This window comes from Alteromonas sp. Mac1, assembly GCF_001562125.1.
GTDB classification, from domain to species: Bacteria; Pseudomonadota; Gammaproteobacteria; order Enterobacterales; family Alteromonadaceae; genus Alteromonas; species Alteromonas stellipolaris.
In genome coordinates this window covers 3262499-3280212 of record NZ_CP013932.1, presented here as the reverse complement: position 1 = coordinate 3280212, position 17714 = coordinate 3262499, and the positions used below count along the sequence as shown (strand labels likewise).

Genomic DNA, 17714 nt, shown 5'->3' with positions numbered 1-17714 from the left:
TTTTTAAATAATGAAGGGTATTGGCGTTCGCTTATAATTGAGTTTTTGGCAGATTGTGGGATAGAGCCCGTGATCTATATTCACGCATTTTACCCTACTAAAAGAAAGCATTTTTCCGCGCGTAGAATCAGGTACGCTGACAACTTAGCAATTCAGGCGTACACTCTTTTTCTAGCTTATTTCTAATTACTTACGTTAACCATACTATGCTTCCAAAATTAAAAATTCTGATCATTGAAGATTCACAAGAATTATTAGAGCAACTGTCTGACAGTATTCGCTCTACCATAGAACTGTTCGACAGACCGGATATCGAAATGAGCGTTGTCGAGGCAGTTTCAGTATCACGCGCCCTTGATGTGGTAAGAAACGACGGCGAAATACAGGCTGTGGTATTTAGCTGGGATACCACGGTTTTACTTGATGAAGTGAGTATGAGCACAAGTCTTAATCAGGCTAAGAAGAAAGAAAAACCAAAGCTAGAAAACAATGCAGTAGTGATTAGTGCTATTAAAGCGATCCGCAGAGAGTTGCCTGTTTATGTATTGGGCGACGCTATAAAGGGTTTAGATATTGTGAATCAGGCCAGTGGCATGGAGTCGTTTTTCTATCGCAATGATATTATTTCCGATCCGGAATCTATTTTGGGTTACATCATCAACGATTTTGATGACAGAAACGAAACGCCGTTTTGGACCGCTTATAAAGACTATGTGGTAGAAGCGAATGATTCTTGGCATACGCCAGGTCACAGCGGTGGGGCAAGCTTTAGAAACTCTCCCTACATCAGTGATTTCTACCGCTTCTTTGGGCGAAATGTATTTGTGAGTGATTTATCAGTAAGTGTTGACTCCCTCGGTTCACTTTCAGATGGTACTCACGCTATTGGCAGGGCTCAGGCGAATGTCGCCAATACCTTTGAAGTTAGGCAGTCTTATTTCGTGACTAATGGTTCATCAACCTCAAACAAAATTATTCTGCAAACCTTACTGCGAGAAGGCGATAAAGTCATCGCTGACAGAAATTGCCATAAGTCGGTGCACTACGGCATTGTGCAAGCCCGCGCTATGCCCGTGTATTTAGACAGCGTGTTCAACCCAGACTACGGTATATTTTCACCGCCTCGTTTGTCGCAGTTAAAAGAAGTTATTGAAGCGAATACTGACGCTAAGCTGATTGTGCTGACGGGATGTACCTACGATGGCCTGCTTACTGATTTGAAACAAGTGGTGGCACTAGGGCACAAACACGGCATTAAGGTGTTTATCGATGAAGCGTGGTTTGCCTATTCCTTATTTCATCCTCAGTTTAGAGAGTATTCCGCTATTGAAGCCGGTGCTGATTACGTTACCCATTCAGCACATAAAGTAGTCTCGGCGTTCTCTCAAGCCTCGTTTATTCACGTTAACGACCCTGACTTCGACCGTGATTTCTTTAAAGAGATTTACAGCATTCACACCAGTACATCACCAAAATACCAGCTAATGGCATCCCTTGATGTGTGTCGACAGCAGTTAGAAATGGAAGGCTATAAAATACTTAACGAATTATTGGCCAACGTAGAAGAGTTGAAACAACAGGTAGCGCGTTTTAGCCGAATTCGTATTTTAGAAAAAGCAGACTTTGCGCGTGTATTTCCCCATTTTGAGCAAGATAACACGGGGCACGACCCGCTTAAAATTCTTATCGATATTTCTGCATTAGAATATTCGAATCAAGAAATTCATCGATTTTTGATGGACGAAGTGGGGTTAGAAATAGAGAAGTTTACTCATAGCACTATTCTAGTATTGCTAACATTAGGCGGCATGCGCTCTAAAATTGTCAGACTATATAACGCCCTTAAAAAGCTAGATGAAGGCAAGGTTTCGCTGAATAAAAGCAAAAGCCGTAGTGTTATACCAGCCACTATTCCGCCCATCAACTTAGTCGAACTACCCTCTAAAGCGTTTTTCGGGAAGCGGGAGTCTATCGATTGGCAAGACAGTGCGGGGCGTATTGCCGCTGGGTTGGTGACACCTTACCCGCCGGGCATTCCACTGCTTATTCCTGGACAATTAATAGAGGATGATCACATTAACTATTTGCGGTCTTTGTCTAATCAGAAACTCACCATACAAGGGCTTTACGATGGTGAGCTCTATGTTAAATGTCCTGATTAATGAGTGTAAGTAATTGTTAGTAATAACAAATGATTATACTGTGGTTGAGTTTAGGGTTTTTGAATTATTACTTAAGATAAAGTGCATTTAAGCGTTGACTAATCGCCATATTATTTCTATGTTGGTAAATAAAGTGATTAGCCAATGCGCTAGGCAGCAGTATGGAAGATGTTCATTTGAGGGATACAAGCGGCGAATTTACCGAAGTGTTAAACGCTTGGGTAATTAATAACGATTTAAAAAGTGCCAATCAGCTTCGTAGTATTGTCTACTATCATTTAAAAGGCATGGTGAAAAAGCAAATTAGCAAAAAAGCGGGGTCTGACAATGCGCTTAGCCTGCTCGACAAGCTTCCTAATACCACCTCACTCCTTCACGATGTCATTATCAAACTGACTGCTCCTGATGAAATCTTTGAAAATAGGCAGCAGTTTTATGCTTCTCTCGCGGTGTTTGTGCGCTGGATGCTGCAAGATGAAATTAAAAAGCGCTCTGCGAAAAAACGCACTAACGATTTAGAAGACATGCTACAGATAACCGACGCTTCTATCGACTCAGGTTTATATCTTAGTTTCGACAATGCGTTATCTTCACTCGAAAATGTATCTAAGCGTTGTTACCAAATAGCGCTTCTTCACTATTATCTAGGGCAAAATGTAGGCGAAATAACCTCTCAGCTCAATTTAAGCGAATCTACGGTTTACAACGAATTGTCGGCGGCGAAAGCCTACCTTCGAGTTCAGTGCGAAGCCGCATAGTTCACCCCGCCATAATGTTGTTCAGTTAAACCATAAGAGCTATTCATGAAGTTTGAAAATGCCTTACTCTTTTTTCAGCACCTTATTGGGTTGGATGAAGCTAAAATGCGCGAAAATTTGTCGCAGTTATGTCCCAAAGAAGCCCCAATATTTGCTGAAACCTTGGCATTGATCGATGCTCATTATGCGAATCAACAACGAAGTGGCTTCACACAGTTAGTGGGGGCTCAAGCCGATTTATTGTGTAATGATAATCACGCGAAATCTCTAGAAGGTAGCCAAGTTGGGCCTTACCTGTTGAAGAAGAAGCTTGGTCATGGCGGAATGGGGGCAGTGTATTTAGGTCAGCGAAATGACGGATTAATTGAGCAAAAAGTCGCGATTAAGTTTGTTTACTCATCTATTGCAGATTTAGCGGGTGATAACTTTATACAACGAGAGGCGCAACATTTAGCCAATTTAAATCACCCTAACATAGCTAAAATTTATACCATCGATGTCACCGAAGAAGATATACCCTATTTGGTCATGGAATATATTGAGGGCGCGCCTCTATCTGAGGCACCATTACTAAAAAAAGAAAGTTTGTCGGGCAGCACAAGTGCACATCTCACAATATTGATTAAACTTTGTAGTGCGCTGTTTGAAGCGCATCAAAGCGGTATTATTCACGCTGATATTAAACCGTCGAATATTATTGTGGATGAAAATAACCAACCCAAATTACTCGACTTTGGTATTTCTCACTCGTTAAACCATCCAGATAACCAACAGCTGACCGCAGTCAGTAATCATTTTGCAAGTCCTCAACAACAATGTGGCGACCAAGCAAAGGTAACCGATGACATCTATGCGCTAGGTAAAGTGATGGCGTTTATGTTTCAGCATCACACCACCAATGCTGAATTTGAGGCGGTCATTCAAAAAGCTACATCTAGCGACCCGAAGGAACGCTTTCAAAGTGCCGAGCAATTTAACGATGCACTGGAATGTTTATTGGCTAATCGGCCACTTAAGTGGTTTAAAAGCAGCAAGCCATATTACTATAAAAAATGGTTTCAACGTTCGCCTGCAACTGCGTTATCGGCCTTAATCATCCCTTGCGTGCTGGTGTTGGGGGCGGCTGCGCTGTTTATACAAAATAAGTCGTTAATACAAGAGTCTAAGAAAACACAGCAGACACTTTCTTTTTACGACGAGTTATTTTTGGCGCACTCACCACAATCAGAAGGCGGTGGCGCGTTAAGTGCCGCTGACTTTATTAACCATGGTGTTGATATCGCGTTTTCCACATCGCTGAGCGATAGCGAAACCCGCGCATCGATTGTGGCCACCTTATCGCAAGCGCTATTGAACTTAGGGTACGTAGAGAAAGCTAAGTACGTTATTGAGCGATTAGATACGGATGATGCTAGCGGTGCATTGATGCAGGCAAAAATAGCGTATTACAGTGGTGACGTTAACGGCGCGATGCAGTGGCTTACAAAACATAATAATGATTACCCCAGTACCTTTGAAAGCGAATTTCTGAAAGCTCAGATTGAGTACGCCGAAACACAAAGCTCGCAAGTGTTAGATACGCTAGCGAATCTTCTAAACAAGTTCGACAAGCAAATGTTGCCGGAAGATAAGTTTAGGCTGCAAAAATTCCAATGGGAAATTTTGCTTAGACACGAGCCTGCAACGTTACTTACTAGGGGGGAGGGGCCCTTGCCGTCTGATATGCCTACCCACCAAAAAGCATGGTTTGAAGGTATGAAATCATTAGCGTTAGCTAAAACCGGCGATATGAATAGCGCAGCAGCACGAATGAAATCATCATTGGCATTAGGTGAGCAAGCCTACAATGCAACCAATCCAGAGCTCGCGCAATTATATGGATACCTACTAGAAACCGCGGCGCTAATAGACGACCCACTTGTGGTAGAGTTTTTACTTAGTAAGCAGCAAAGTATTTACCTTGCACTAACGCCCTTGTTTGAAAATCAACTTATAAAAGTTTATGAGCAACAACACAACTATTATGCCTACGGCAAAATGTATGCTCAGAGTGTGTCTTTTATTGAATCTGCGGTAGCCTTGTGTGAACAACAAAGCCATTGTGCTCGGTTAAAGTTAAAACAAGCAATAGCCTTATATCTTGTTAATGATTTCACAAGTGCGCTATCGGTTATTAAGGCAGCGGAAATAAAAGCGCCGAAAAATAATGACGGCGCGTCCAACGAAAATTTAGCGGCTTCTTTCTCATTTTTCTTCTCGCTGGTGGCATTGAATAGTGAAATAGGTTTGGGATCTGCGGTGAAGCAAGCTGATATTCAAGCATTGGCCGCAAAAGATACCTTGGGTGAACATACCGCCTATATTATCCATACTGCTTTACGTGCAGGATTTACTGATTTAGCGATTGAATATGGGCTCACACATACTCAAAACGATGATATCGAAAGACACTTAGCCCTGGCTTCGGCGTATGCGGTTAAGGGAGAGAAGCAAAAAGCTGACGAAATGTTAGCAACATCGAGCTCGCTTCCCATAAGCAAAGAGTATGGCGATACGCTTGCCAGTATTTTGCCCCCAGAGGTATTAATAGCACCTGATTTTAAGACCCTTCATATGGTGGCGTTAGAGGGGCAAAATCGCTTAGTGAGTAATCGAAGAGTTGCTGGGGTAACCGCGCCAACCCACGGGGATAACCTTAAAATGGGTACGCCTTTTACCTTTAAGTGGAATAAAGATGCCCTTAAAGGCGAAAGCATTTCTTTGTATATCAATCATAAACTAAATTTTGAAGCCAAAGCGTTTGATTCATTTGAAAACATACAAGGCTTGCGCTGGCAGATGTTTGCTAAGCAAGTTCCTAATACGGGCGAAGTAGAGATAGATCCTTTCTTTCTTATGGCAAATGGCGGGCAGGGCTTTAAGGTAATGATGGTATCCGATCAAGGCTATTGGTCACTCAGTGACGGCTCGTTTGGTGTACTAAATGGCACTGCGATAGATAACGGCATTACCCATTCCATCAATCCTCGTTTACTCGTTGATGCTATAAGTAAACCTGAAGCTTCTGAGGTTTATAATGTGGGCGAGCGTAATACTATTGAATGGGATAATGCCGCGTTAAAAGGCGATGCCGTAGGGATATATGTACTTCACGACAACCCTATTAATATTGGCAACGGACGCAATGCGCAGATCACTACTGTGTTGAAACGACGTTGGTATTTAGTGACAAGTAGGACACCCAACTCGGGAGAGTATGGGTTAGATCCAGCGCAATTTAATGGTCAAGGAAATGCCTATAAAATACTTATCATCAGTGACTCAGGGTATTGGGCTGTGTCCGATGAGCGATTTACGGTAGTTAATCCGCATTAACAGCATCTAAGAACACTTAAAAACACCTACGAATAATCACGTGTTATTATTTGTGTCATTAGCCTGTGATATTAAGCGGTGCGAAGGCGTATCGGCAACTTGTTAGCGGCTTGCCGCGAAGGCCTTCGTATTATCGGTTTGGGTATAAATTGCGGGGCTCACACCTTCATATTTTTTGAACAAGGTAGAGAAGGTTTTGTGTTCATAGAAACCCAGCTTATCGGCAATAGTGGAAGGTCTTTCACCCACTAAGAGTAATTTCCTCGCCTCTGCAATACGCATTGTATCTATACAAGCTTTAGGCGATTTCCCGTAGTGCTTCTGGCATAAGCGCCTAAGGGTCGACACATCCATATTTAGGGCGTTGGCCATATCACTTACCCGTATATCACACATGTCGTGACTTAGCGCTCTTCTATTCATTTCACAGCTAAGCTGTTGTTCAAATTTCACCATGAACCGTATTTTTCGTTCTGCCTCACTTGCCCTCATTGCCGTTAACCTACTTGAAATTGGCTATGGCGGTATTGTGTTTTTATTCCACTTATCGCGGTAGAAAGAAAATGCGCAGGTTTTTTCCAAAAAAAATTTTAATTTTTTCGTTTCTACCATTCTTTTTATGTTTTTGGTTCTGCGGCGCTTTGCTATAGCAATTTTCACCTGTGTGACGGACAAGTTGCGCGATTTAAGGAAGGAAAGGAGCGGGCGATTAGGTTTATGCTTTTTTAGTTTAATGTTTAACCAATAAAAAGTATAAGGAAGTGTTTCATGTTCATCAGAGCAAATTATAAGAAAAGCATTATCGCTGCGTCACTGGTACTAGCCTTGTCAGGTTGTAACGACGATGACAAAGAAAATGTTATTGTTAACGAAGAAGAGTCGGTTAATGAAGAGGTGGTTAATGTTGCCCCCGTCGCTCAAGCCGGCGAGGATGCAACCGTTGACGAAAATACGCAGGTTACACTTTCCGGTAGTGGTGTAGATGATGACGGTACTATTGCATCTTATAATTGGGTGCAAACCGAAGGCGTAGCGGTGACGTTAACAAATGCCGACCAAGCTTCTGCTGAATTTACCGCCCCAGATGTGAAACCTTCCGAAACACTTACGTTCGAACTGACTGTAACTGATGATGCTGGGGCGACTGCCACAGATAGTGTGTCTGTCACAGTTACTCACATCAACGCATCGCCGACAATCTCAATATCAGCACAAGAAGTAGAAGAGAAAGAGGCTCACTCTATTGATGCGGTAGCTGAAGACGACGGTGAAATTGCCAGCTATTTGTGGATGCAAACGGGCGGTATAGAGGTTGAGCTAAGCGGGGCGACTACCGCAACGCTTTCCTTTATTGCACCTTCAGTAGACAGTGATGAAACCTTATCCTTTGTGCTTACCGTAGAAGATGATGAAGGTGAGACGACGACTGAAACGGTTAACGTTAATGTGCTTCATAAAACAGTTGATTTAACACTAACAGGCCTAGTGACCGATTCCCCGATTATTGATGCAAACTTAGTCATTCATGTAGGCGATGAGCAACAAGTAGTGACGGCTGGTAGCGATGGAAGTTATTCTGCTACATTGAGTGTGGATGATGATGCGACTGATAAAATGGTGTCTATTGTAGCTAGTGGTGTAGGATCGCAAACGCAAGCTAAACTTATGTCGATGCTGGGGTCGGTTGAAGCACTCAATGAAGCCTCTAACGGTGACGGCGAGGTAACGAAAGATGATTTTTTCGGCGTGAATGTGACCAACGTTACCACTGCAAACGCCGGTTTAATGCAGCGAGAAAACCTGGGCGCGCCCATCGTCGATGACGCAACGCTAACGGCACTGAATCTTCGGGTTTCACAACAAGAGAAATTTGCGTTGGCCACCGCGATTAAAGTGGCAATAGATAAAGCGGGCGATGATGCCAGCTTGGCCCTTCCTGAAGGTATTGCTGATACGCTAGCACTAGCCCAAAATCCAGAAGCTTCCACAGCCTATATTGAAACTATTGAAGATACCGAGGCTTATGAGTCAGCCTACGAAGAAATTATTGCAGACCCAGAGCTAGTAGATAGTGATTTAGATTCGTCGATTACCACCTACTTTCTGCTTGATTACTACAATCCGCTAATTAGCTACCCAGGCAAAAAACTTACGTTAACCAGTGATACGACGGCTACTTATAGCAACTATTTAGGCACGTTTGAAGCTGAGCGCTTTAGTGATGACAATGAAATAACATTGGAATTTGAATACGGAGAGTATCATTTCTATCAAGTTGAAACTGTAAACGTTGATGGGGATTTACTAAGAGTTGACGTTGAATATGCTTACCATGAAATCACATTTTTACCGCTAAGTGAGCAAGATGGTGTAGTGACGTTTGAAGTGACGTCACTTTACTCAAAGTATTACCCCAATGGTGAATTGGAAGATATTCACAATATTATAGATGGACCAGCGCAAGTTACTGGAATTGCGTTAAATAACGCCAAAGAAATTGTTATTGATAGTGCCGATAACAAGGCGTTATCGCTCCCCATCACTGATTCGTTATTCGATACTGATAACAGCAATTTATTTACTTTTTCTTGGGCTTCAGACACATTCGAATTTAATCAGGATGGAACAGGTAGTACCCGTGTTGTAGATAATGATTTTACATGGGTGAAGCAACCCTACGCGTTGAACCCAGACATTAACGAGCTAGTTATTACGTTTGACAATGGGACAACACAGTCCTACGTGCAACTTACAGACTCCAGCGACAATAATCTTTATGCGGTTAGTGGAATCTCGTCAGATGGGCAAAGTGACTCATTCAAAGTAGATGCTGGAGGTACCATAACCGATGAAGATAAGTTCGACGTGGCATCAGTACCAGGTATCTATAGTTACGCTTTTGATGGAGATAGCCTTAATGAATTTTGGTGGGAGCTTTGGCCGAATGGAAAGGCCTATACCATTGAGGTGGGTGATGATAACGGTGACGGCAAAATTACAACGGAAGAAATTTTGGTGATGTATGGAAGTTGGTCAGTGGAAGCGAATGGGGAACTAAAAATAAACCGCTACCGCTTTACTGACTATAGTTGGCCAGGTTGTTTTGACGAATCAGCGGATTGTTATTTATATAACAGTCGCACATGGTCGATATTTGCCCAAGTTGGCGATGCCTATCATATTACAAATCTGCACGAATTTGATTTTAGCCAACAAGATGGCCGCGGTGGATTCGATGGTATAGTTGATTACTTTACTCAAGATAACCGCCGAGTGTCAAAACAGGCGAATCGTCCTGTAACCGCAACACTGCCTGAACACCCGCATTTACCAGCGCTACCGCCTCAAGCGTTTGTAAATTTAGTGGCACCCTCAGATTATATGGGTACAACCATATATGGGGTTGAGCAAAACGGGTTGTACACAGTCGACGACGCATCTATAACATTGAGCCTAGAGGCCGACGAAACTTATACTCGAACCTTCGAAGGATTGCCCCAGGGCAGTGAAAGTGGAAGTTACTTGGTTGCAGCAGACAACACTATTCTTCTACAGGCAGGTGATGTTACGGCGCCGAATGCGCTTCAAGCATTTCTACTGTCTTCTGATGACGTGTTAATAGGTGCTCATCTAGGCGCGCCAGTCCCGTTTTTTGAAACACAGCAACAGGCTGATGATTATGAAACGGTGTTAAGAGAAGGAACTTCAGTTGCTTCGTTTGATTCGTTAAAAGATAAGAGTCTAGTTTTGGTAGACGCATCACAAAACGGTGAATGGTCTGCCACTTATTTACAGTTTGATGGTACCAATGTGGTTATCTACACCGACAGCACTTACTCAGAAGTAGATGACAGTTTTGGCTACTCATTAAACGATGATGGAAGCATAGATGTGGGTGGTAGAGTGTATCTTTCTTTGAGTACGACTGGGTTTTCGGTTTTCGTTTCTGATGAAGGTGAGGGGGATTATATTGACTTCAACTACCTTTTTGAAGATACGACAATAGCCGCACAGTTCGTTGAAAACGCAAATAACTTGCGCGCGACGGCAGAACAGTTAGGTGACAATTGATTGCTTAATTAACGCAGATAATTAAAGGGGCCTAACGGCCCTTTTTTGTTATAAAAGGTTAAAACTGCTCGATAACTAAGCCGAAGATCAGTATTTTACTTTCTCCTCTATTAGTAAGCTTTCCTTGCTAGACAACACTAGCGAATTAATTGAATACTTAAAAAGGAAAGCAAGGAAATGAAACAACTCACTGAATTAGAATTAAATCAAGTGGCTGGCGGCTATGAATGGGAGCAAATCGGCGTTGGTATTGCTATGGTAGGGCTTGGGATTGCAATAGTTTCTACCGCTGGATTAGCAACGGTTCCTATCGCCTTGGCTGGTGCTGCAACGATTGGTGAAATCGGATTAGGTGCAGCAGGCATAGGGCTAGCTGGTATGGGTGGGCTTGCCATTGGTGGAGGTGCTAGTAGCAGTTCAAGCAGTTCAAGCAGCTCTAGCAGTACTAAAATGCAAGAATCTGAAACCGAAGACGAATAGAGCCAACTATGTATAAAGTCATTGTAAGTGGAAGTAATATTGATACGGTGTCTGCACTAAAAGTGCTGCGTACTCTGGTTGATTTGCCGCTGTCGAAGGTGATTCAAATGGCTAAAGCCATTAGCTCACTTGAGCGCTTTACCTTGGTAAGTGGTGTTGATGAAGCTTATGCTCAGCAATTAGCGCTTGAACTTATAAATGTTAAAGTGGATGCCAAAGTCGAGCCTTGCGATACTGACGAGCGGGTAGTAAGAGTTCCGCTGGCACAGCATCGAAAGAAATGGCGTTTATTTGGTTTGCTTAAATGACTCTCTAACGGTCAGCAGCAAAACTGACCGTATTCTGCTAATAAAAGCCACGTCGCGAATGCGACTCGGTGCTAGTTATTAGAATTAGAGGGGACCAAAGCCAGAGCTACCGCTTCTGCTACACGTATGCCATCAATACCAGCGGACCAAATGCCTCCGGCATAACCTGCACCTTCACCGGCAGGGTACAAGCCTTCAATATTTACGCTTTCGTATTGTTTGTCACGTTTAATGCATACAGGAGAGGATGTACGGGTTTCAACGCCTGTGAGCATACCATCAGCCTTAGCAAAGCCTTTGATTTGACGGTTAAATGCGGGAATGGCTTCGCGGATAGATTCGATAACAAAATCGGGAACTACCTTACTTAAATCAGTCAGTGTAATACCTGGGGTATAAGAGGGCTTCACTTCACCCACTTCTTCACTTGGCTTACCTGCTAAAAAATCGCCAATAAGCTGGGCGGGTGCGTGGTAGTTTTCGCCGCCAACTTTATAAGCCAGTTCTTCTAATCTGCGCTGAAGATCTATGCCTGCCAACGGGTGTTCTGGGTAGTCTTTTTCAGGGGTTATACCTACCACAATAGCGCTGTTGGCGTTTCGTTCATGGCGAGAGTATTGGCTCATGCCATTGGTGACTACGCGGCCAGGCTCCGATGCCGCTGCCACGACAGTTCCACCTGGGCACATACAAAAGCTGTATACGGTGCGGCCATTTCTACAGTGATGTACGAGCTTGTAGTCGGCTGCGCCCAAAATAGGGTTTCCAGCGTTATCGCCAAATCGACAACTGTCGATCATGCTTTGCTCGTGTTCAATTCTAAAACCTATTGAAAAAGGTTTAGCTTCTATGTACACACCTTGGTCATAAAGCGATTGGAAGGTATCTCGTGCGCTGTGGCCTATTGCCATAATTACCTTGGTGCAGGGGAGATAGCTACCGTCAGATAAGAAAAGCCCTTTAATTTTATGGCTTTTTTCATCGGCACTAGGGCTATTTATATCGGCTTCAAGGCTATTTATCTCCGCTTCAGGGCTGTCTAAATCCAAGCGTTCTACCCGCGTGCTAAAGCGAATTTCACCGCCAAGAGAAATGATCTGCTCCCGCATTTTCTCTACCATGCTCACCAGTTTAAACGTCCCAATATGCGGCTTACTCACGTACATAATTTCTTCAGGGGCGCCAGCAGCAACAAATTCGTTTAGTACCTTGCGGCCATAATGCTTGCGATCTTTAACTTGGCTGTATAGCTTACCGTCAGAAAAGGTGCCTGCACCGCCTTCACCAAATTGTACATTTGACTCTGGGTTTAATGGTTGTTTACGCCAAAAACCAAAGGTGTCTTTGGTACGTTCACGAACGGCTTTGCCTCGCTCAAGTACAATGGGTTTGAAACCCATTTGTGCCAAAATCAGTGCGGCGAATAGACCGCAAGGCCCAAGACCAACCACCACTGGACGGTCGGTAATATCACTTGGTGCAGTGGCAACAAACTTATAACGCATGTCAGGGGTTAATCGCACGCTGGTATCTTTGGCGAATTTTTCGAGCATCGCAGCTTCGTTTTCTACCGATACATCAAGGGTGTAAATAAGTTGGATGTCTCTATTATTACGAGCATCGTAACCTCGTTTAAATACCGTGGTTTCAAGTAGCATCGATTTTGTGATTTGAAGCTTGTGCAAAATTGCGTTTTCTATCGCAACTTCATCGTGATCTAGCGGTAATTTAATATCGGTTAAACGCAACATGATAATAGGTACTCTTGGCTTTGCCGGACGGCCTCTCCGTCAGGGCGCGCGTATGGTAAATCAGCATCAAGACTAATACTAGCTGCAATCGGGGTTAAGCAGTGGGTTAATTAGCTTATTTACCCTAGAATAATAGAGGAAAAAGAAATTTGAGTTTTACACTGGCTAATTTAAACTTGGCCCCCTGGAATAATAACCTAAGCATGTGGGTGGAAATGACCTTTGTAGTGACAGACAATTGCATAAACTGTAAATACACAGACTGTGTGGCCGTTTGCCCAGTGGATGCATTTTTCGAAGGCCCCAATTTTTTAGCTATAGATCCCGCAATCTGTATTGATTGCGCGCTATGTGTGCCTGAATGTCCTGCAGACGCTATCGTTCAAGACACACACCTCACTGATGCGCAAAAACCGTATTTGGCCATCAACGAAGAACTTGCCGCGAAATGGCCTAACATCATCGAGCTTAAAGCGCCGCCTGAAGACGCCGATGTATGGAATGGTGTGCCAGATAAACTCGCCTTGCTTGAACACGAATAGCGTGCACGGTTAATAAACAAAAATGCACCTGTGTGCTTCGCCTCCTAAAACGGAAAAATAAAATGATGAAACTTGATGATGTTAAAAAGCTGCATCAGAAAAAATACCGTGGCCAATTCGGCTTTTATTTAGTGGAAGGCGAGCATTTGGTACTGGAGCTTCTTAAGGCGGTAAATGCTCATACTAGTGAAAAGCCAAGTGCAGAATCTATCACGCTTTACATCACCGATGACTTTGAACAGAAGGCGAGGGCCCTTAATTCGGGTTTTACGGTTGTAAACGTTAACCAAAAGCAAATGTCGCAGCTAAGTGATACTAAAACGCCGCAAGGTATCATTGCCTGTGTGCCACTGCCTAGCTGTAGAGCTAGCTCAAAAGCTAGTGCGGCCGATACTCTAGAGCAAGTGTCGAATGAAGTTTCGAAGAAAGAGCTTAAACATACAGGTAAGCAGCGTTACGTGTATCTGCACGAAGTTCAAGACCCAGGAAATTTGGGCACTATAATAAGAACATTAGCCTGGTTCGATAATTTTACCTTGTTACTGAGCCCTAGCAGTGTAGACCCTTTTAATTCTAAAGTGGTGCGTTCGAGTATGGGGGCAATATTTCACGTGCCCATTGAATTAGACGTGAGCCTAGATACATTGCAAACTCGCTTCAACCGTTTCGCCTATTTAGATATGGCAGGTGAAGCCGTTACCACATCGTCGTTTTCAGATTTCGATTGCTACTTATTTGGTAATGAGGCCCGCGGCGTTCCTAAAGCGGCGCTTTCTCAGTTTAATGCCAAGGCATACACCATAGCTGGCAGTGGTAAGATAGATTCGCTTAACTTAGCCAGCGCCGTGAATATGTGTGTTTATGAGTTGTCCCGTTAGTCTTTTACTAAGGCTATTCCATCATATATTCACCCTAGTGCGACAATATGCAGTTAATACATTATTAAAAAATTAATGCGGCTTAGCGTTATTCGCTTGTTCCTCATTAGCTTGATAACAGCCTAGACATTAGCAAAGTGCTAATAGCTTGGTATCACACCCGAAAAGGATAATAACAGTGGCCTTACAATGGTTTCCTGGGCACATGCACAAAGCCCTTAAAGAGATTAAGGAATCGCTTAGTCAGGTAGATGTACTGATTGAAGTGCTAGATGCACGCATCCCGTTTTCAAGCGAAAACCCAGAGATTGCAAAATTACGAGGCGATAAGCCGTGCATAAAAATTCTCAATAAATACGATTTGGCCGACCCCGAAATAACGGCGCAGTGGCAAGCATACTTGGAATCTGAACGGGGGGTTAAAACCCTTACTACTTCTAGCGATAATCCTGCTAGTAGTAAACAAGTTATGGGGCTGATTAAAACCATTTGTGCACATAAAGACGTGCAGCATAAAGTGATTAAAGCCATGATCACGGGAATACCTAACGTAGGGAAATCTACGCTTATCAACATTTTGGCCGACCGTATTATTGCTAAAACCGGTAACGAGCCAGCGGTTACTAAAAGCCAGCAACGTATTAATTTAGGTGATGGCATTGTGCTTTTCGATACCCCAGGTGTGTTATGGCCAAAGCTGGAAAACCCCAATTCTATATATCGTTTAGCGTCTTCAGGGGCGGTTAAGAACACCGCAATGGAATATGATGATGTAGGGTTTTACGCTGCCGATTACCTAATTAAAGCGTATCCTGAAGTGCTAAAAACAAATTACAAATTAGAAGACATTCCCGACACTGAAATCGAGTTTTTAGAAGCCGCGGCGAAAAAGCGGGGCGCGATAATGACTGGCGGTCGTGTTAATCTTCATAAAATATGTGAAGTGTTATTGAATGAACTGCAATCAGGTAAATTAGGCCGAATAACCCTAGAAACACCAGAGATGATTGAAGTCGAAAAACGTGAAATAGCAGAAGCGGCAGCAAAGAAAGCGGCTGATAACGCTAAGCGCAAGCAAAGGTTCAAAGATGGCTCGCTCACGCCAGATAAAAAAGCTAGAAAAGAAAAACGAAATGAAAAGCGTGAAGCACAAAGTATAAGAATGAAGAAAAACGCCAAGAAGTAACGCGCAAAAGGATATAGAAATATTCGCATAAAAGACGTATTGTAAATTAATTGAGCAAGCAGAGCACTTGCTAACCAGTGACATATAATCAAGGAACGACTATTTATGAAGTTAGGCAGTATTGTTACCTCTTTATCATTCTCAAGTTTTTTAGCGTTTAATGTAAGTGCTGTTGAATTAGTCAACCTTAACGATTTTCCAGGCTGGTTCAAAGAGGCAATGGGAAGAGATACGAAAGTCACTAACACTTCACCTATAGAAATAGCCGATTTCCAAGTAAATAGCTCGGTGTTGGGGCAAGCTACTTTGCAAGATGCTTCTGACGGTACGTGGTACTACACCATCGATATAGGTACCGATTCACCAGTAGAATGTTACGCATTTAATGAATTTGATGGCCCAGCCAACTCGCTATATTCAATTGTAGAATATAGCTTGTCGGGTGTTGAAACATTGAATGAAAAAACGCTTTCTGGTCAATTTAACTATGCCATTGATGTAGGTGTAGTAGACGCAACGCCTTACCTTTCACTCGATACTTTATATACGTTGGGTGAGGGTGATGAAAAGGTATCAGGCCTTTTAAAAGGCCTGTCTGCTGAAACTGATAATAGTTTGCAAGTCTGCATTCATAATGAAATGGGTTATCAGGACGCGTTTGTTGCGGTTTTTAAGTCATTCGTACGCGCATTTACCGAGGCACAACCGTCTCCAGAATTCTATAAGTCTACCTATCAAGTATTAATAAATGACATCCCCATGGGGTTCACCCGTGAAAAATATATTGAAGATAACGAAGGCGATGTTGAAATTGAAGTAGGGACAGCATTTATGATCCCCGTAGATGAAACATCAATTGCTCGTTCAGACTCTGTCGCTTTTTCTTGGAGCAGTCCAGATGGTTCTTTAATTAACGCAAGCGAATACTCCATTGAAAATAGCACTATGGCATCAAGCTTTGAAATTAATTATGTTGAAGATGCTTGGCAGGTAAAAGGAGAGCTGCAGGGTAAACCGGTAGAAATTGAACTGGCCCATAAAGACTGGTTACTATCAAACTACGGCAGCTATTTGGAATCAGTTAATATACTCAACTCAGACAGTAACTCCGGCAGTTTCTACATGTGGACGGCTGACGCCGATCCTACCGCTGCAATTGAGGTTGTTATCACCGAGATGGCTGATAATCCAAATGGCAACATCAAGATTGACATGGGTCCAATGGTCATGACTATGTTGTCTGACAAAAAAGGCGTCATTAGTAAAGGTATTATGCAACAAGGTGGGCTCAAGATGGACATGGTGTTAATGCATTTTGAAGGGAACCCAACATTATAATGCGGTTTTCAAGCCGGTTATCTATTGGGTTGAGCCTACTATTTGGCTTTGCGTTTACTTATACAGCAAGTGCGCAGTCTGTGCCCTCTATTGCTGAAATAGGTATCGAGCTTGCTGAAGGTCAGGCTTTGCCGCTTTCAAAACAGATTAATTTTGAGTTGGTATCATCAAACTCAGCCAAGCTAGCGACTAATTTAGCAGATTGGCAGGGCGTTACTGCTGAGCACGTGGGCGATAATCGCTTATCGATTACCTTATCTTCAATGCCTCGTTTTGTTAAACCAGCCAACGACAAGCATAGCGCAGATAGTTTTGTTATGGATTTGAGTGAGCCCAGTACGAAAGCGTTCGTTGCTAGCTATCAACAAGCTTACGGGGATCTCCCCTTTGAGCTAGAACATCTTACAGCCTTTGTTGCTGGCTATATCGTTGACCCAAACTATATTCACGGTTTTAACATTGCTTCGGTGGTTGCTAGCCAACGTAGCGGTGATTGCACCGAATATGCGGTACTTACAGCGGCACTAGCCCGCTCTTTAGGTCTATCTGCAAGAGTCATTATTGGTACTGTCATTGTTGAGCAAACTGATCATGTCAATGCGTTTGGACACGCTTGGACTGAAGTTTGGCATAATGGACAATGGCACATTGTAGATTCAGCCTTATATCGCTCAAATGCAACACAGCAATTTTATTTGCCAGCCTCTGAACTAGACAATGAAGGGCCGGGTTATGGGATGGGGCTTGCAAGAGCCTTCGTACTAATGCCAGAGCAACTTCACTCTCTTCGTAGTAAGCCCTAACCGCATTAGCCCCTCCCTAAAATAATAACTCAGCCCTGTACGAATAAGTGCTAGGGCGTAGT

13 protein-coding genes are annotated in these 17714 nt (G+C 43.2%); 11 read left to right on the top strand and 2 right to left on the bottom strand.

Annotated features, from left to right (window positions below; translation table 11 throughout):
• Positions 1 to 206: 206 nt before the first annotated feature.
• From AV939_RS14050 to AV939_RS14040, 3 genes are all read left to right on the top strand, one after another.
• Positions 207 to 2162 carry an aminotransferase class I/II-fold pyridoxal phosphate-dependent enzyme gene (locus AV939_RS14050; protein ID WP_057790397.1) on the top strand — a complete coding sequence of 652 codons (1956 nt, stop codon included), beginning with the start codon at positions 207 to 209 and terminating at the stop codon, positions 2160 to 2162.
• A 161-nt stretch (positions 2163 to 2323) separates the two neighbouring features.
• Complete coding sequence (locus AV939_RS14045; protein WP_057790400.1) at positions 2324 to 2920, top strand: ECF-type sigma factor; 597 nt, start codon at positions 2324 to 2326, stop codon at positions 2918 to 2920.
• Positions 2921 to 2965: 45 nt separating this feature from the next.
• Positions 2966 to 6295 (top strand): serine/threonine-protein kinase, encoded by a 3330-nt coding sequence (locus tag AV939_RS14040; protein ID WP_057790402.1) that lies wholly within the window; start codon positions 2966 to 2968, stop codon positions 6293 to 6295.
• A 102-nt stretch (positions 6296 to 6397) separates the two neighbouring features.
• On the opposite strand, the gene AV939_RS14035 is transcribed toward AV939_RS14040, so the two are convergent.
• A complete protein-coding gene (locus AV939_RS14035; protein WP_158443227.1) occupies positions 6398 to 6751 on the bottom strand; it encodes a helix-turn-helix transcriptional regulator in 354 nt (117 codons plus the stop codon).
• A gap of 312 nt (positions 6752 to 7063) precedes the next feature.
• Here AV939_RS14035 and AV939_RS14030 point away from each other — a divergent pair, with 312 nt between their 5' ends.
• The 3 genes from AV939_RS14030 (at position 7064) to AV939_RS14020 (ending at position 11154) form a co-directional block, all read left to right on the top strand.
• Positions 7064 to 10366, top strand: a complete 3303-nt coding sequence (locus AV939_RS14030) for a PKD domain-containing protein (protein ID WP_057790407.1) — start codon at positions 7064 to 7066, stop codon at positions 10364 to 10366.
• Positions 10367 to 10543: 177 nt separating this feature from the next.
• On the top strand, positions 10544 to 10846 hold the full coding sequence (locus AV939_RS14025; RefSeq protein WP_057790409.1) for a hypothetical protein: 303 nt from the start codon (positions 10544 to 10546) through the stop codon (positions 10844 to 10846).
• Positions 10847 to 10854: 8 nt separating this feature from the next.
• A complete protein-coding gene (locus AV939_RS14020; protein WP_057790410.1) occupies positions 10855 to 11154 on the top strand; it encodes a hypothetical protein in 300 nt (99 codons plus the stop codon).
• A gap of 71 nt (positions 11155 to 11225) precedes the next feature.
• Here AV939_RS14020 and AV939_RS14015 read toward each other — a convergent pair whose 3' ends face one another.
• Positions 11226 to 12905, bottom strand: a complete 1680-nt coding sequence (locus AV939_RS14015) for an NAD(P)/FAD-dependent oxidoreductase (protein ID WP_057790412.1) — start codon at positions 12903 to 12905, stop codon at positions 11226 to 11228.
• Positions 12906 to 13120: 215 nt separating this feature from the next.
• Between AV939_RS14015 and fdxA the strand changes: the two genes are divergently transcribed.
• From fdxA to AV939_RS13990, 5 genes are all read left to right on the top strand, one after another.
• A complete protein-coding gene (gene fdxA / locus AV939_RS14010) occupies positions 13121 to 13447 on the top strand; it encodes a ferredoxin FdxA (RefSeq protein ID WP_013783175.1) in 327 nt (108 codons plus the stop codon).
• A 65-nt stretch (positions 13448 to 13512) separates the two neighbouring features.
• A complete protein-coding gene (locus AV939_RS14005) occupies positions 13513 to 14325 on the top strand; it encodes a TrmH family RNA methyltransferase (RefSeq protein WP_057796007.1) in 813 nt (270 codons plus the stop codon).
• Between the two features lie 178 nt (positions 14326 to 14503).
• Positions 14504 to 15511 carry a ribosome biogenesis GTPase YlqF gene (gene ylqF / locus AV939_RS14000; RefSeq protein ID WP_057790414.1) on the top strand — a complete coding sequence of 336 codons (1008 nt, stop codon included), beginning with the start codon at positions 14504 to 14506 and terminating at the stop codon, positions 15509 to 15511.
• 105 nt (positions 15512 to 15616) lie between these two features.
• Positions 15617 to 16849, top strand: coding sequence for a hypothetical protein (locus AV939_RS13995; protein ID WP_057790417.1), 1233 nt, complete (start codon positions 15617 to 15619; stop codon positions 16847 to 16849).
• Positions 16849 to 17652 (top strand): transglutaminase-like domain-containing protein, encoded by an 804-nt coding sequence (locus tag AV939_RS13990; protein WP_057790419.1) that lies wholly within the window; start codon positions 16849 to 16851, stop codon positions 17650 to 17652. Before AV939_RS13995 ends, AV939_RS13990 begins: the two co-directional genes overlap by 1 nt.
• Positions 17653 to 17714: the final 62 nt, after the last annotated feature.

What these genes read in the sequence shown, in the direction of transcription:
- AV939_RS14050 (WP_057790397.1), top strand. Translation starts at nt 207, where the DNA reads ATGCTTCCAAAATTAAAAATTCTGATCATTGAAGATTCACAAGAATTA.
- AV939_RS14045 (WP_057790400.1), top strand. Translation starts at nt 2,324, where the DNA reads ATGGAAGATGTTCATTTGAGGGATACAAGCGGCGAATTTACCGAAGTG.
- AV939_RS14040 (WP_057790402.1), top strand. Translation starts at nt 2,966, where the DNA reads ATGAAGTTTGAAAATGCCTTACTCTTTTTTCAGCACCTTATTGGGTTG.
- AV939_RS14035 (WP_158443227.1), bottom strand. Translation starts at nt 6,751, where the DNA reads ATGGTGAAATTTGAACAACAGCTTAGCTGTGAAATGAATAGAAGAGCG.
- AV939_RS14030 (WP_057790407.1), top strand. Translation starts at nt 7,064, where the DNA reads ATGTTCATCAGAGCAAATTATAAGAAAAGCATTATCGCTGCGTCACTG.
- AV939_RS14025 (WP_057790409.1), top strand. Translation starts at nt 10,544, where the DNA reads ATGAAACAACTCACTGAATTAGAATTAAATCAAGTGGCTGGCGGCTAT.
- AV939_RS14020 (WP_057790410.1), top strand. Translation starts at nt 10,855, where the DNA reads ATGTATAAAGTCATTGTAAGTGGAAGTAATATTGATACGGTGTCTGCA.
- AV939_RS14015 (WP_057790412.1), bottom strand. Translation starts at nt 12,905, where the DNA reads ATGTTGCGTTTAACCGATATTAAATTACCGCTAGATCACGATGAAGTT.
- fdxA (WP_013783175.1), top strand. Translation starts at nt 13,121, where the DNA reads ATGACCTTTGTAGTGACAGACAATTGCATAAACTGTAAATACACAGAC.
- AV939_RS14005 (WP_057796007.1), top strand. Translation starts at nt 13,513, where the DNA reads ATGAAACTTGATGATGTTAAAAAGCTGCATCAGAAAAAATACCGTGGC.
- AV939_RS13995 (WP_057790417.1), top strand. Translation starts at nt 15,617, where the DNA reads ATGAAGTTAGGCAGTATTGTTACCTCTTTATCATTCTCAAGTTTTTTA.
- AV939_RS13990 (WP_057790419.1), top strand. Translation starts at nt 16,849, where the DNA reads ATGCGGTTTTCAAGCCGGTTATCTATTGGGTTGAGCCTACTATTTGGC.